The organism is Marinobacterium sp. MBR-111, assembly GCF_040547585.1.
Lineage (GTDB): Bacteria > Pseudomonadota > Gammaproteobacteria > Pseudomonadales > Balneatricaceae > Marinobacterium > Marinobacterium iners.
In genome coordinates this window covers 17384-32820 of record NZ_JBEPQA010000024.1, presented here as the reverse complement: position 1 = coordinate 32820, position 15437 = coordinate 17384, and the positions used below count along the sequence as shown (strand labels likewise).

General features: G+C 52.1%; 13 protein-coding genes and 2 pseudogenes. 4 read left to right on the top strand and 11 right to left on the bottom strand.

Going from position 1 to position 15437, the window contains the following annotated elements:
- Positions 1-23 precede the first annotated feature (23 nt).
- From mraZ to trkA, 9 genes and pseudogenes are all read right to left on the bottom strand, one after another.
- Positions 24-476 carry a division/cell wall cluster transcriptional repressor MraZ gene (gene mraZ / locus ABIE61_RS14930; protein WP_354410898.1) on the bottom strand — a complete coding sequence of 151 codons (453 nt, stop codon included), beginning with the start codon at positions 474-476 and terminating at the stop codon, positions 24-26.
- A 414-nt stretch (positions 477-890) separates the two neighbouring features.
- A pseudogene (locus ABIE61_RS14925) lies at positions 891-1781 on the bottom strand (IS5 family transposase).
- Positions 1782-1939: 158 nt separating this feature from the next.
- Entirely contained in the window at positions 1940-2179 is a 240-nt protein-coding gene (locus ABIE61_RS14920; protein ID WP_354410895.1) for a hypothetical protein, read from the bottom strand.
- A 286-nt stretch (positions 2180-2465) separates the two neighbouring features.
- Positions 2466-3608 (bottom strand): annotated as a pseudogene (locus tag ABIE61_RS14915) (IS3 family transposase).
- Positions 3609-3726: 118 nt separating this feature from the next.
- Complete coding sequence (locus tag ABIE61_RS14910; RefSeq protein ID WP_354410892.1) at positions 3727-3930, bottom strand: hypothetical protein; 204 nt, start codon at positions 3928-3930, stop codon at positions 3727-3729.
- Complete coding sequence (locus tag ABIE61_RS14905) at positions 3923-4639, bottom strand: response regulator (RefSeq protein ID WP_354410890.1); 717 nt, start codon at positions 4637-4639, stop codon at positions 3923-3925. Before ABIE61_RS14905 ends, ABIE61_RS14910 begins: the two co-directional genes overlap by 8 nt.
- On the bottom strand, positions 4636-6084 hold the full coding sequence (locus ABIE61_RS14900; protein ID WP_354410887.1) for a sensor histidine kinase: 1449 nt from the start codon (positions 6082-6084) through the stop codon (positions 4636-4638). Before ABIE61_RS14900 ends, ABIE61_RS14905 begins: the two co-directional genes overlap by 4 nt.
- A 3-nt stretch (positions 6085-6087) precedes the next feature.
- Positions 6088-7533, bottom strand: coding sequence for a TrkH family potassium uptake protein (locus ABIE61_RS14895; RefSeq protein WP_354410884.1), 1446 nt, complete (start codon positions 7531-7533; stop codon positions 6088-6090).
- Positions 7534-7545: 12 nt separating this feature from the next.
- Positions 7546-8922 carry a Trk system potassium transporter TrkA gene (trkA, locus tag ABIE61_RS14890; protein ID WP_354410881.1) on the bottom strand — a complete coding sequence of 459 codons (1377 nt, stop codon included), beginning with the start codon at positions 8920-8922 and terminating at the stop codon, positions 7546-7548.
- 602 nt (positions 8923-9524) lie between these two features.
- On the opposite strand from trkA, the gene ABIE61_RS14885 reads away from it, so the two are divergent.
- Both ABIE61_RS14885 and ABIE61_RS14880 read left to right on the top strand, forming a co-directional pair.
- The gene (locus ABIE61_RS14885) at positions 9525-9818 is read left to right on the top strand and encodes a hypothetical protein (protein WP_354410879.1); all 294 of its coding nucleotides are present in this window, start codon (positions 9525-9527) and stop codon (positions 9816-9818) included.
- A gap of 84 nt (positions 9819-9902) precedes the next feature.
- Positions 9903-10574 (top strand): haloacid dehalogenase type II, encoded by a 672-nt coding sequence (locus ABIE61_RS14880; protein WP_354410876.1) that lies wholly within the window; start codon positions 9903-9905, stop codon positions 10572-10574.
- A gap of 57 nt (positions 10575-10631) precedes the next feature.
- On the opposite strand, the gene ABIE61_RS14875 is transcribed toward ABIE61_RS14880, so the two are convergent.
- Together ABIE61_RS14875 and ABIE61_RS14870 are read right to left on the bottom strand one after the other, a co-directional pair.
- Positions 10632-12719, bottom strand: a complete 2088-nt coding sequence (locus ABIE61_RS14875; RefSeq protein ID WP_354410873.1) for a putative bifunctional diguanylate cyclase/phosphodiesterase — start codon at positions 12717-12719, stop codon at positions 10632-10634.
- Between the two features lie 34 nt (positions 12720-12753).
- A complete protein-coding gene (locus ABIE61_RS14870) occupies positions 12754-14361 on the bottom strand; it encodes a methyl-accepting chemotaxis protein (protein ID WP_354410870.1) in 1608 nt (535 codons plus the stop codon).
- A 236-nt stretch (positions 14362-14597) separates the two neighbouring features.
- Between ABIE61_RS14870 and ABIE61_RS14865 the strand changes: the two genes are divergently transcribed.
- A complete protein-coding gene (locus ABIE61_RS14865) occupies positions 14598-14990 on the top strand; it encodes a hypothetical protein (protein WP_354410867.1) in 393 nt (130 codons plus the stop codon).
- 129 nt (positions 14991-15119) lie between these two features.
- Entirely contained in the window at positions 15120-15422 is a 303-nt protein-coding gene (locus ABIE61_RS14860; protein ID WP_354410865.1) for a BufA1 family periplasmic bufferin-type metallophore, read from the top strand.
- Positions 15423-15437 lie beyond the last annotated feature (15 nt).

Below are 15437 nucleotides of genomic sequence, written 5' to 3'. Positions count from 1 at the left end.
CTGCCCCGTTACCTGGGAGTGCGTTAAAGTGACAGTGACTGCAGTTCCTGGGGGATATCTTCATCCTCATCAGCCTGCAAATATTCGTCACGCGTACTGTTCCAGAGCTCTTCACTCCAGATCTCAAACTTGTTGCCCTGCCCCAACAGCACAATCTTCTTGTCCAGCTGCGCATACTCTCGCAGCGGTGCCGGCAGCAACATGCGCCCATTAGCATCCAACTCCAGATCGGTCGCATGACCGGTCAACAGACGCTGAATGCGACGCACCGCCTTGTTAAAACTCGGCAGCGCATCAATGCGGGCCTGAATTTCGTCCCACTCGGGCTGAGGATAAAGCAGCAGGCATTTGTCTTCGGTATCAATCGTCACCACCATACGGCCGTCACAATGGCTGTGTACCGACTCGCGATAGCGTGCCGGAAGCGCCATTCGGCCCTTGGCATCGAGATTGATCGGATTGACTCCGCGGAACATGACGCCCACTGTCTTTCCCCAAATAGCCCACTTTTAACCACTTTTTCCCACTACGCGACACTATAGGTAGTAAGCACAGTAGATGCAAGGTCGAAAACAGGTGAAAAGGGTGTGTGTGGTTTGCAGTTGGACTTGGACTTGAGTCCACCTAAGGTGAAAAGCGCTCAAAGCCAGAGCCTACAGGCATCGCAGAGTAGAAAGGAGTGAATTGCAACTTGGTGGTTTATCAGTTGGCGTGGACTTTTAGGTAAGACTGACGATTTAGGGGTGTATGCAAAGAAATCAATTAGGGAAGTTGTGATCAAGTCCGTATTGCCGTAGCGATTCGCAATCGCCGCGACTGGAGCTCAATTTAGGTGTGACTCTCGTGCCTTATTCCGTCGGTTAGCTGCCATTTCGGGCAACTCAGACGGATTAACCCTGTGCTCGCAACATCTGGTCCACACACAAGGTTTGACAGGGCAAACAGCATCGCCAGTTTTCCATCATTTTTCTTCAGACCACGACAACGGGCTTTCACGAAGCCGAACTGGCACTTGATGATCCGGAACGGATGCTCGACCTTGGCGCGGAGACTGGCCTTCAGATACTTGGTGCGGATCCTGTTCTTATTGATCCGAAGATGCTTTTTCAGGCTCTTCAGCTTCCCTGGTTGTTCGGCGATGTGCCAGTCCGCATCCACACCTTTCAATTCGTCCCGCTTTTCGGCGCCCCGGTAACCTGCATCGGCAAAAAAATAAACGCGTCATCGCCGTGAAGCAGGAGCTCTGCCTGGTTCGGGTCGTGCTCGTTGGCTGCCGTAGTGGTGAAGCTATGCGTGATACCGGTACACGCATCCACACCGATGTGTGCTTTCAGGCCAAAGTGCCATTGGTTGCCCTTCTTGGTCTGGTGCATCTCAGGATCGCGCTCGCCGCTACGGTTCTTGGTTGAACGGAGAGCCTCGATAATGGTGGCATCGATCAGAGAACCTTCATTGAACAGCACACCCGCCTCGGACAACCACTGATTCACCTCTTCAAATATCTGACGGGCCAAACCGTGGCGCTCAAGCAGGTGTCGGAACTTGAGAATCGTGGAATGATCAGGGATGGCCTTGTCCACTGACAGGCCGGCAAACAGGCGCATGGAGGCAATTTCATACAGTGCATCTTCCATAACCGGATCATTGAGGTTGTACCACTGTTGCATGCAATGAATCCGCAGCATGGTCGTCAGCGGATATGGCCAGCTTCCATTACCTGCTTTTGGATAATGCGGCTCAATCAGCGTTTCCAGCCGTGCCCACGGGATCAGCTTGTCCATCCGGCCGAGGAATTTTTCCTTGCGCGCCTGGCGGCGCTTGTCGCTGATCCATCTTACACATCCTCGATCATGTGAAGGACGCACTATCCCATTTGACGGACTTGATCACACCTTTCTTAGCACCACTTTCGATTTTTTGCGATCATAGTAAGCGCATACTAAACACTATTAACTTGATTTATTGAGCAATAAACCTGCCGCATCAACCCCTTGAAAGTTGATGATCGGTTCAAATGCACGTCCTGCTTCAAGTTCCAACGCCATGCCATCTCGTACTGATCTAGTTCATGATCATCAGCGAATTCTTCACGAAATATCCTGATAAAATCGCCCAAAAGCTCAAACTCATCCTTTTCCAAATCCAGCTTGCGATATGCCGTTTCAAATTTTATTTTCATATTTCTCCCCATTTAAAACAATAATAAAACCTAACAGGTAAAAATATAAAACCAAATATAACCCAACATGTCAATATTGTTTTTATAATTAATGAATAAATAAATTTTCCATTAAGTAGAACAGCACACAGAATAACTTTTCGACATAAACAACAATTTTAATTTCAAGATCCTTTCTTATCAAAAATCTATTGTAAAACGCACTATTATAAAAAATTAATCGCTTATCACGTAGGTTAATTATCCAAAGAGAAAACAATGAAAAATCAAAATGGGTTTACCCAGTTTACACGGGCGTTTTTAAAACGGAGGAAAAATTTAAATCTTTAGTGGCGACTCTACGCCGCATTCGCGGATTATGGAACCACTCGACGTAATCGAAAATATCACTGCGGGCCTCGTCCAATGTTCGGTATTAGCGATGATAAATCGCGCTCAAGTTTGAGCACCCCGAAGAAGCCTTCACAAGCCGCATTATCACCATAGTGACCAACCGCACTCATGCTGCTCACCAACTTGTTTTTGACCAAACAGCGCTGAAAGTCACCACAAGTAAACTGAGCACCGCGATTGGAGTGCAATATCACCGATGATGAGCCTCGGCGTTATCACACAGCCATCTCGACAGCCCTTCTCACCATATGGCGATCCTGGCGGTGATGCCTTGACCATCCAACAACCAGCTTGCTGAGCAGGTCCAGTACCATGCACAGATAAAGCTTGCCTTCTTGTGTAACGATTTCTGTAATGTCGGTCACCCACTTGATGTTTGGCTCTGCTGCCGAAAAATCCCGTTCAGACGGTTCCGAATACCCACTGGACGTATCGATGATGCTCGTGCACCACAACGATTTTTCCATGGCCAGCCTTGAATGCCCTCGGTCGCCATTAAGCAATTAACACGGTTCAGGCTGACATGTTGCCCCTCAGCAACCAGATCTTCATGCGTACGCGGAGTACCAATTATCCCGCCGTTATCAATATGTATCTGACGAATACGCTTCAGCAAGCGCTGGTTTGATGTGTCTCGAGCAGAGCGCGGACGCGATAGCCACGCGTAATATCCGCTGGATGAAACCTTGAGGCAGCGGCACATCAATCGAACTGGGAAATCACTGCGACAATGTCGGATCACCTGATATCTCAGGACGACTCCTTGGCGAATAAAAATCCTCTTCGCGCAAAAAATCACGTTCCTTCTTAACACGTGCGGGCTCACGTTTCAGACGAGTAACTTCCTCATCCCCTGGTGAACCCGAACCTTTGAAGGCACTGCCTGTTGATGCATCATCTTTACACTGCCAGCGGCTCAGTAAATTAGGGCTGATACTGATTTCCAAAGCGACTTGGCGACAACTAATACCAGGCTGGCGCGTTAAGGCAATCGCCTCACGCTTGAACTCGGTGTATATTTTCTGCGTTGGGTCATAAACACTCCTTTGGCACATTGTGCTTCTTTGCAGAAGTGTCCGCAGTAACGGGGTAGAACCCGAAAGTACTGCCTTATACGCACATGCAGCTATTGAACTGGAAACAAAGGTGACGGATTACTTCTCAGATTTAAGAAAAGAACACCCTTTGGTGGTGAGCACAATGCTATAGAAGGTACGGAGTGTTAATACATCAACCTGAGCTTTTATCTCAATCAGCCCTTCCAGCTGCAAGGCTTTTAAATTATTAGTCAAATCGGAAACTCGAGTGCAGTGTTCAGCTGAGAACTTCTCTAGCTCTCGTCTTAGGCTATCATCCATTTGAGCCCCCTCCATGAGGCTTAAGGTATAACGGCTCGATGAAGCGATAACCAATACCCGGCTCTGTCTCAATATAGGTAGGCCGGGCCGGGTCGTCCCCCAGTTTGCTGCGGATCTGGCGAATAAAAATGCGCAGATAGTGACTGTCTTCCAGATGGGATGGCCCCCAGAATTTTTTCAGCAGGTACTGTTGCGTCAATATCTGACCCGGATGCTGTACCAGCTCCAACAGCAGGTCATATTCCCGTGGCGAGAAGTGCACCCGCTCACCGGCCAGCACCACCGTCCGCAAGTGGTAATCGATCCGCAGGCGGCCATCATCATAGGTTTTGGGCAGCACATCCTTGCCAGAGGCTGAGCGCAGCACAGCCCTGATCCGGGCCAGCAGTTCCTTGACGCCAAAGGGCTTCTCAACATAATCGTTGGCCCCGCTGTCCAGCGCCTGTACCTTTTCCTTTTCGCTGTTACGGACCGATAGAACAATAACCGGCACGTCACTGAACCTGCGCAGATCCTTCAGCACCTGCTGCCCGTCCACATCCGGCAATCCCAGATCCAGTATCACCAGTTCCGGTTGCTCCAGCGCCAGTTGTTCAAGCCCTCTGCGACCGGACTCCGCCTCGATAATCTGATACCCCTGCGACTCCAAACTGATGGTCAAAAGGCGCCGAATTTGTGGCTCGTCATCAATGATCAGGATACGTGTCATGCGGATAGCTCCTTGTGCGTCAGCTCAAGCGGTAGACGCAACCGAATACAACTGCCACGGTCCGGTGCGCTGGACAGAACATAGGCCTCCCCGCCATGCGCACCCAGTACACTCTGACAGATCGCCAAGCCAAGCCCGGTTCCACCGGTTTGTTGATCACCTCGGGAAAGGGTAAAAAACATGTCAAAAATGCGCGGCCAGTGTTCAGCCGGAATACCGGGACCCGAATCAGTGATATCAATATTCAGGTCGTCTCCGTCCACGGAAACCTCGATGCGGATCGGCTCGCCAGACGGCGTAAAACGAACGGCATTTTCCAGTACATTGAAAATGGCCTGCTCAATCAAAGCCCCATGCAGGTTGAAAAGCGGCAGGTCGGGTGGGCAGCAGATTTCAACGTGCTGCCCGCTTATGAGCGGCTGCAAACGCCTCAGCGCCACGCTCAGTATTTCATCCACCCCGACCCAATCCCGTTCCAGTTTCAACTCGCCCTGTCCGATCTTGGTCATGTCGAGCAGCTTCTGGATATAGCGATCAAGCCGTCTCGCTTCTGTCAGGGTGTTGCTTAGCAGTTCCTCCTTCTGCTCGCGGGACAGGCTTCCAGGCAAGTCAATCAGCGTGCTGACCGAGCCTATCATGGTGGCCAAGGGTGTGCGCAGATCATGCGATATCGACGACAGCAGGGCCGACCTGAGCTGCTCGCGCTCCTTCTCCAGCGTTTCGCGCTGCAGCCTCTGAGCCAAATGAATACGACTCCACGCCAGTTTGAACAGTTCAAGCGCCGAGTTGAGCTGAAGCTGCAGTTCCGGCGCAGAAACAGCATCAAACAGAAACACCAGCCCCTGCATGTGCGTATCCTGATCGCGAAGATAAAGACGGTACCCATCTTCCCGCTCTGTCAGCAGCAGTGACTCAGCCTGTCCGTCAAACGCCTGCCGAACCTCCGTCTCGGCCAACGCCTTGATGTGACAAGTACGAGAGCTGAACCAGCCATTCAAGCGCTTGGTAAATTCTGACACCAGTGCAGACGGGTCCATGCAATCTGACAATGCCTGTGCCAACACCATCTGATCCCGGTTCCAGCGAATACTGGTCTCGAGTGCATCCACCTTTTCGCGCAACCGTGCCGCCAACTGTCCGGTCAGAAGTGCCACCAGCACCAGTACCAACGCGGTAATAATGTCTTCACGGTGCAGAATAAACAGGGTAAAGCGGGGTTCGGTAAAAAAGAAGTTATAGGTCAGGAAAGACAACAGTGCTGACCAGAGTGCAGGACGGGTTGAGGTACCGATGGCCACGATTAACACACTGGCCAGATACAGCAGCGACAGGCTGGCGCTGGGCAGCAGGCCCGCAAGCGGCCAGCAGAGCAGCGTGGTCAGAAACGGTGCCGCCGATGCCAACAGCCAATACTTCTGCGGTCTGCCTGCCTTGTGTTCGAGCACGATTTAACCCCTCCAGAAAACGGGTGTCAGCAATACCATCACGGTCAGCAACTCAAGCCGGCCCAGTATCATGGCAAATCCCAGAATCCACTTGCCACTGTCCGGCACCGCTGCAAAGTTGCCAGCCGGTCCGATCATATCACCGAGGCCAGGGCCTACGTTGGTCAATGCTGTTGCTGCCCCCGTTAGAGCCGTTACAAAATCCAACCCTGTTGCCGCTAACGCGAGAGTCGTCAGCGCCAACACCAGAAAGAACAGGAATGAAAAGGCCACGGCTGATACCATGATGTCGTCAGACACTGCCTTGCCGTTGTAACGGATTGAAAATATACCTCGCGGGTGCACTAGCTTGTTCATCTGATCCCGCAAAAACAGCCACGACAGCTGAAAGCGGAAAATTTTCATACCTCCGCTGGTTGAGCCGGAACAGCCTCCGATAAAGGTCACAATAAAGAAAAAAACGATACTGAAATAACCCCACTGGGTGTAATCGGACGACGCGTAACCGGTGGTCGTTATCACCGACACGATGTTAAACGCCGCATGAGTCAGGACGTCAAACGGATCTCGATCAGTTGTAAGTAGCTGCTGCAATGCCAACAGGCTAATCAAGCCAAATACCACCAGCAGAAACCCTCGTGCCTGCTGATCTCTGAACACATTCAGGTTGCGCTGACTCAAAAAGCGGATATAGAGCATGAACGGCATGCCGCCAATCAGCATGAACAGCACTGCAATCCACAAAATGGTATCACTGAAACGCCCCATGGAACTGTCATCAGTGGCGTAGCCCCCTGTGGAAACGGTTGTCATGGCATGGTTGATGGCATCAAACAGGGTCATGCCAGCCGCCAGATATGCCAACACACAGGCCAATGTAATAGCCAGATAGACCAGCAGAAGAGCACGAGCCATCTCATGAAAACGTGGCAGTGACTTTTCCGACCAGTCGGAGGATTCAGTCTGGAACAGACGCATGCCACCCACCTGCAGGAATGGCAGAATTGACACGGCCATGCCGATCACACCCAGCCCCCCGACCCACTGCAGCATTGATCGCCATAGCAGGATGGAGTGTGGCAGGGCCGCAAGTTCCGACATCACGGTTGAGCCGGTGGTGGTAATGCCCGACACCGCTTCAAAGACCGCATCCGTCAGCGACAGGGGGTGATGACTGAACATTAGCGGCAAGGCACCACAAAAGGACAGCAACAGCCAGCTCAGACTAGTCAACAGATAGAGCTGACGTGCCGTCAACGCAAAGTGGTGGCCAAGGCCCGGCAACACCAGCAGCAGCCCTGCCAGCCCCGCAAGCCCAGCCGACAGAAAAAAAGTGCTGTACTCTACATCATCGGTCAACAGTGCAAATACTGCAGGGACCAGCAACAACGCAGCCATCAGGAAAGCAAGTATGCCGCAGACATACAATACCGGGCGAAAGAGTTTCATCCTGCCCCCCCTTCAGAAATAGCCAAGGCTGACCTGAAGCAGCTTTTCAATCTGCTTCAGGCTCTGTTTGCTGGTCATGAAGAAAATCAGGTGATCTTCACTTTCGATGCGCGTGTCGGCATGGCTCATGATCACGCGATTGCCGCGCACGATGGCACCAATGCGTGCATCGGTGGGCAGTTTCAATTCACTCACCTGACGACCTACAATGCGGGAAGTCTTGCGGTCACCGTGTACGACCGTTTCCAATGCTTCAGCCTGCCCCTTGCGCAGTGCGTGTACCCTCATCACATCGCCCTTGCGGATATAGGCCAGCAGACTGCCGATGGTAATCTGCTCGGGTGAAATGGCATGATCGATAATATTTCCATCCACCAGATCCACATAGGCGGGGTTATTGATGATGGTCAGCACCCGACGCGCCCCGGCGCGTTTGGCCAGCATGGAGGACATCACATTGGCTTCATCATCATTGGTGAGGGCACAGAACAAATCCACTTCATCGATCCCCTCACCGGTCAGAATATCCAGCTCCGACACACTGCCGTTAATCACCACCGCGGCGTCGAGCATATTCGCAATCTCTCGACAACGTTCGGGACGGGTTTCGATCACCTTGACATGAAAGCGAGCTTCAAGCCTTGCCGCCAGCGATGCACCGATATTACCGCCCCCGGCAATCATGATCTGGCGATAGCGTTGTCGGTTGCCGACAAACAGCTGAGTCACGGCTTCAAGATGGGCCGGGGTCGCGATCATGTAGACCTCATCCTCAGCAAGAAACTGAAGGTCGCCATGCAAAGGCACGTGAGAGTCACCCCGATAAAGGGCCACAATGCGCACTTCAACTCCAGGCAGCAGGCTGTCAAGTTCGGCAACGGTATGCCCGCGCAGGCCGGAGTTGTTACCAATCCGGAATACTGCGAGCTTGACCAGCCCATCCATGAAATCATGTACCTGCAGCGCACCAGGCCAGCGGGTCAGCTGCTCAATATGGTCGGTCACCAGCTGCTCCGGGCTGATGAGCACATCGACGGGTATCGCGCCTGATTTGAACAGCCGCTCAGCACATCCGAGATAGCTGCTACCACGAATGCGCGCCACTTTTCGGGGAATGTTAAACAGCGACTGTGCCAGCTGACAGGCCACCATGTTGACCTCGTCACTGTTGGTCACGGCCACCAGCATATCGGCATCTGCACACCCTGCCTGAGCCAGCACCGAAGGAAACGAGGCTCGCCCCTCTACCGTGCGAATATCAAGCCGGTCCTGCAGCGTACGCAAGCGGCCAGCATTGGCATCTACCACTGTGATGTCGTTGGACTCACCGGAAAGCTGTTCAGCCAGGGTGGCACCGACCTGACCGGCACCCAGTATGACAATTCGCATCGTATCGCCTGAGGCTCTTGTGTGGATAACAAGCAAATTGTCAGGCAGCGGAGCGTAAAGGTTCGAGAGAGGAAAACGGTAGATGCTGTAAAAATTTCGTAAAGATGACTCGGCTGCTCCCGTTATCATCTTTGCATGAATTGCTCATGTACTACGGGTATAAGTGCAAAACCGTCATGCTCTGCACCAGGGCCCCCTGCCAGCTCTACCGAAATTCCCAATTGCTTCCAGGCTTTATGCAGTCGCCGCTATAGTGTTTTGCGCGGGTCCCCTGAAATTCTCCATGCATGACTGGGAAGCATGTTGGTGTCCTCGCAGCCCACTGCCATCTACACTCTGATATCTTTGAGTACTTCCAGATCAGGCACATCTGGGTATTGTTCGGGCAAACATATCTGGCCGGGCGCATGGATAGAGAGCCCCTTAAGGCGCTGGGGGTGTAAATAGGCAAACCGGTGCGCAAACTGCCCCCCCCCCCCCCGAGAAGCCGTAAAGATAAAAAAATCTCGCGCGGTTAGGTCAATCCACTTTGTCGGCTGAGCCGGTTCCTTTGCAGTTAATGTAATAAATGCCTACATCGCGCGACTAACCATTAAGTCAACTTGAGCAACCAGAACCAGAGGTGCATCATGTGTAGTTCACCCAAAACACAGCAGGCCCAACAACCGAAACAAAACCAGTTTGCAAACAGCAGCCTGTCCAGCTCTCAAATGGCCTCGTTCGCTGCGGTCGCCAATGCAGCACATGAACGGCGTGAGCAACGTGAGCAGCGAAAGCGCGCTCAATCAAAAACCAGACATTCTGCTGATAACATTCAGCAAACGCAGGAATCCGGTGAAACCTCATACTTCACCCTGCTACTGCGCAAATGGCTGAAGAAAGTACATCTTGTGTGAGAGGCTTCATCGCTGATCTCTGCATCACTTTATATTGGAGCTGATCCAGCCAAACAGAAAACAACCGAGTCCAAGGAGTTGTGCATGCCCACTACAATCGCTTTTGATGTCTATGGAACGCTGATTGATACTCATGGCATCGTTCTGGAACTGGAAAAGCTGGTAGGTGAGCAAGCCCAGCACTTCTCCCAGACCTGGCGTGACAAGCAGCTTGAATATTCGTTTCGCCGCGGACTCATGCAAAACTACGTGGACTTCAGTGTCGTGACGCGTCAGGCACTCGATTATGCCTGCCTTGCCTGTCAGCAAGGCCTGACCTCCGCTGAGCGTGAACATCTGCTGGAGCAATATCGCACCCTGCCTGCTTTCAGCGATGCCAAGCAAGCGCTTGAGCAGCTTAAGGCACAGAATCACCGCCTCTTTGCTTTTTCAAATGGTCGAGGCGAAGCAGTAACGGAGTTATTGCAAGCTGCGGGGCTTGATGCGTATTTCCAAGATATTATCAGTGTTGATGAACTCAAGTCATTCAAGCCAAATCCAGCTGTCTACTGTCACTTTCTCCGACGTGCTCAGACAAACTCGGAAACGGCCTGGTTAGTATCAAGCAACCCATTTGATGTACTGGGTGCCATGTCCGCTGGCATGCGTGCAGCGTGGGTGAAACGCTCAGGGACAGCGATTTTCGATCCATGGGGGATCGAGCCAAACCTGACAATAAGCAGCCTGGTGGAGCTGGAACAAACGCTAAACGCCTGATTCAAGGAGATTAGCGGCTCGACGCCGTTGCTGCATCTACTGGTAATACCTCCATACCTACGGCGCCTCAACCGCTTTACTCGCTGACAACCAGTTAAGCAGCCTGTCGCTGCTCATCGGTTTTGCGATACCGTAGCCCTGCAGCAGATGACACTTATGGGTGGTCAACCACTCGATCTCGGAAGCGGTTTCAACACCTTCTGCCACCACGACCAGCCCCAGTTCCCGGCAGAGAAGTATGGTCGACCAGACGATGGCCGCATTGCGGGGTGACTGGTCAACCGCCGATACAAATGCACGATCAATTTTAAGCTCATGAACCGGCAAGTCTCGCACATAGGCCAGTGATGCATGCCCGGCACCATAGTCATCGATCGATAGCCTGACTCCCAAGGCCGAAAGCTGTTCAAGATGCTGCTGTGCCGTTTCAGGGTCGTTCATCAAGGCACTTTCGGTTATTTCAAGACACAGCTGTGCAGGTTGCAGATCATAATCCGCCAGCTGTTGCGATACCTGCCTGATCAGGTCAGCATTCATCAGATCGAGGGCGGATATGTTTACCGATACAATCAGCTCAATGCCCTGGCGACGCCATTCGGCCAAGTCTGACAGTGCCTGATCAATGACCCAGGGCGTAATGTTACGAATAAAGCCGGTTTGCTCTGCAAAAGGAATAAAAACGCCCGGAGGCACCATGCCTTTGCCGGGATGTTGCCAGCGCACCAGCGCCTCTACTGCCGTCACCCGCCCCGCTCTGATGTCAAACTTGGGCTGGTAATGCAGTACGAATTCATCACGCTGCAGTGCCTGACGCATCTCTCCCAGCAACGACAGGTGCTCATGTGGTTCAGGCAATGTGAATTCAGCAGCAAAGGCACAGCTTTCATGCCTGCGCTTGGCTGCCTTGAGGGCAATATTGGCACGCTTAAGCAGCACGCTGGCTGACTGCCCATCTGCAGGGAAACAGGCCACGCCCAGACTCGCGTCCATATCCAGCCGCTGCCCCTGCAACTCAATCGGATCACGCAATTGCTGCATGATGGCCATGATTTTCGGCTTGGCTTTCTCAACCTCGATATCCCGCAACAGGATGGAAAATTCATCACTGTCGAGCCGTGCCACCAGGTGAGGCACCTGAATGCACTCATTCAAGCGACCGGCTACCGCCTGCAGTAGCTCATCCCCGACCTCATGGCCCAATGCGTTGTTAATCTGCGCAAAACGGTTCAAATCCAGCAACGCCAATACTCCGCAGCCCTCCTTGACAGCCTTGGACAACTGTTCCAAAAACTGCGTTCGGTTAGGCAACTCCGTCAAGCTATCGGTATAGGCCAATCGCCAGATACGTTGCTCACGCTGCACAATGCTGTCACGCATGCGTGACAGCGATCTCAACAGCCGTCTGATTTCAATTAGATTTGATGTCGGTATCTGTTTACTGTAATTCCCCGCTGCAACAGCAGCTGCCACTTTGACTGCCCGTTGGAGTGGATCAGACAAACTCTTGGCGACCAGTACAGCCAAACCGGCACTGACCAGTAATGAACTAAACAGAATCAACATAATGATCAGTCGGGTATCGCTTATCATGACTTTGAGCCTTTCGGCTTCCGCGTGCATGAAGTCCTGCTGGTTTTCTGCAAGCCTGAACGTTGCAGCCAACAAATCCTGCAGCACCTGATCCGTATGTTGTTCAAAATGCTGACGTGCAGTCTCCAACCCACTGATTTCAATCTGCTCTACTGTTATCTGGAACAATTCACCATATTGTTGACGCAATGTGATAACTTCAGCGGTCAGGCTTGAGGGCGTATCCCGCGTTAAGGTTCTGATTGCAGCATCCGATGCAGCGAGTGCTGCATCCATGTTCAGATAAAGCGGTACACGCTGTTCACGGTTGGGCGTTTGTAACAGTCGCAGTAGATAGATACTGGCATTTTGTGCCTGATGGTTGGCTTTTTGCGCCAACATCACCCGTCGCGCACGATCATCGACCAGCTCTTCGATGGTTGTTGTCAGCTCATCAAAACGCTGCAGCGACAAAACAGAAACCAGCAGCAAAAAAGCCAGCAATACTGAGAACGCTTGCAACAGGCGAGTTCTGACAGAGGTCCCTGTATTCCGCCAAAACATGAACGCATTCATACGCTTCTCCCGATGGGCACGTGGTCCTGTGGGCTCAGTCCAATTTGAAGGAGCCGACAGCCGACTCCGTACCTTTGGCTGTTTGCAGCAATTGATCTGTTAGCTCAGCCAGCTGCTCCGCTGAATCACGACTGGTGCTGGCCATTTCAGCTATTTGACTCACTCTACCACTAATCGCCTGACTTTCTTCAGCCTGTTGCTGTGCCAGAGATGTCAGATTTTCTAGACTATCCAGTGATCGCTGAGCATCGACCTGTAAGGTTTCCAGTGGTGCAACAAGTTGCTGTATGAGCTCAGCACCACGCTCCATGCCCGTTTGACCTTCAGCGATCCTGACCGCCGATTCCTCAGTCTGATGACTAATAGTTGCGATAACAGAATCAATCTGAGCAGTCACCTCAGCCGTTCTGCGCGCCAGATTCCTCACTTCGTCTGCAACAACGGCAAAGCCTCTTCCACTGTCACCGGCCCGCGCCGCCTCAATTGATGCATTGAGCGCCAACAGGTTAGTCTGGTCAGCAATTTCACGGATCAAGCCAACAGAACCCGTCACTTCTTCAGCACTTTGAGTCAGTCGCGTAACAGACTTGGCAGATTCCGCCACAATATCAGCAATACGCGTAATTTCAGCTGCAGCCACTCCGATCTCTTGTACTCCCTGTTGTGCCAGGTCACGAGCCTTGAGCGCCTGATCACGCGTGATGTGCAAATCATCGACCATCGCTTCAGCACCTTTGCAGGACTGGACGACAGAACGCTCAATTTCAGCAGTCTGCTGGCTCTGTCCATCGGTATCCGCTCGAACATCTCCCGCAACATGGCGCATCTGATCCGCCGCATGGCTGACTGAAGCAGCATTTTGACGAATCCTGCCAATCACGCTCATAAGATGCTCACGCATTTTCGCCATGCTCAGTAACAGAGTTCCCAACTCATCCGATTTGCCCTCCGGCACCTGAGCATTCAAATCCCCGGCAGCAATCTGGTCAGCAGCCAGTACAGCCGCATTCAAAGGTCTGAGAATACTGCGTGTAATCAGGACTGACATCAAGGCACCCAGAACCAGTGCACCGATTCCGATCAATACCATCGTGTATACAGACCGTTCCGCCATCACGAGTGTTTGCTGCTGGCGCGTCTGCATGCTGGCGCGCTGTTGTGCCGCCAGCCTTTCGGTAAACGCAAGCAGCTGATCGAGTGCCGCACGGGTTTCCTGCGCCATCATGGCGCGCGCTTCGGCACGCTGCCCCATTTCGAGGGTTTCGACGGTGGCTTGCAGGTGATTTTGGTAAACCGTCCTTAGCTGCTCCAATTGGGAAAGCACCTCTGTTTGATCAGGAATCAGCGCCTGTAGACGTTCAGCGGCCTGATCCATTTCCTGATTACGGCTGTCCATTTCTCTGTAAAGCGCTATTCGCTGCTCTCTGTCCTCCAAAATGAACAGCAGCAACAGGCGACTGGCCACACTTTCAGCATTCAGATTAATCACGCTGGCTTGCTGTGCCGTGGCAGCATCGTGATTGACCAACTCGCTGAACTCGCCTGACACCTGATCAAAGCGAACAACCGCAATTGCTAATGTCGCAACAATAAACAGCAGCAGCACTGCGTAGCTAATTGCCAACCGACTTCTGATCTGCATCTGTATCTCCTGAGTAACAGTCTGCGCTGGATATATTTGAGCACATGCTCAATAATCATGACACCAGCGTCAAGCTATTTGACTGACACAGAGCAGGTTTTATTACATCAAGAGAATGCTCAAAACGATGCAAAAAAGCTGTAAGGATTAGCGGGCTCGGCATGACTAATCAGTGAACGCAAGGGACGATGGAAATAAACCCAGCGGACGGAGTTCCGAACAAAGAGGTGATCGACATGAATACCTTAATCAAAAAAATGTTCACTGCATCAGTTGTCAGCGCTGTTCTAAGCAGTGGTGCAGGTATTGCAATGGCTGAAACCAGTCAGTCACCGATTTACCTGCAAAACTCAGCCGAGGTTGGACATATCGGCTGGAACTGGTGGGTCAACAGTCATCCAACACCCAACGAGGAGCTGTGCAATGATAATCGTGTCGTTGCACAGAATGCCGAAACCGGCCCCATCGCCTGGGATTGGTGGCGTCACGACCATACGCATCAGCAGCCTGAACTATCTGCTGCGGCACTGCAGGCACTGGCCAACAATAATGCAGAAACCGGCCATATCAGCTGGAACTGGTGGAAATACCCGTCTTCAACAAGCACCGGTAACGTACAGCAATGCTGATACGTTCAATGTGCCACGGAAATAAACACCGTGGCACATTTTTAAAATGCTTGGTGTAAGAAAACCGAATGTAAGCCGACCAATAAGTGAATACGCGTTTTAATGACAACAACCCATGAGGATATAACCATGAACAAGACCCTTTCAAAAGCATCCCTGGCAATGGCACTCGGCGCTGCACTGTCTGTCGCGGCTGTTCCCGGTACAGCCCAAGCTGCTGAAGCCGAGCAGGAAAAATGTTACGGCGTTGCCCTTAAAGGTCAGAACGACTGCAAGGCCGGCCCCGGTACATCTTGTGCAGGCACCTCTAAAATTGATTATCAAGGCAACGCCTGGTCCCTGGTGCCAAAAGGTACCTGCGAGCAGATTGAGTCCAAAACATCTCCTACCGGTTTTGGTCAGCTTCAGGCCTTTACCGAAAAACGTGGTTGATCGACAGCCAACCTG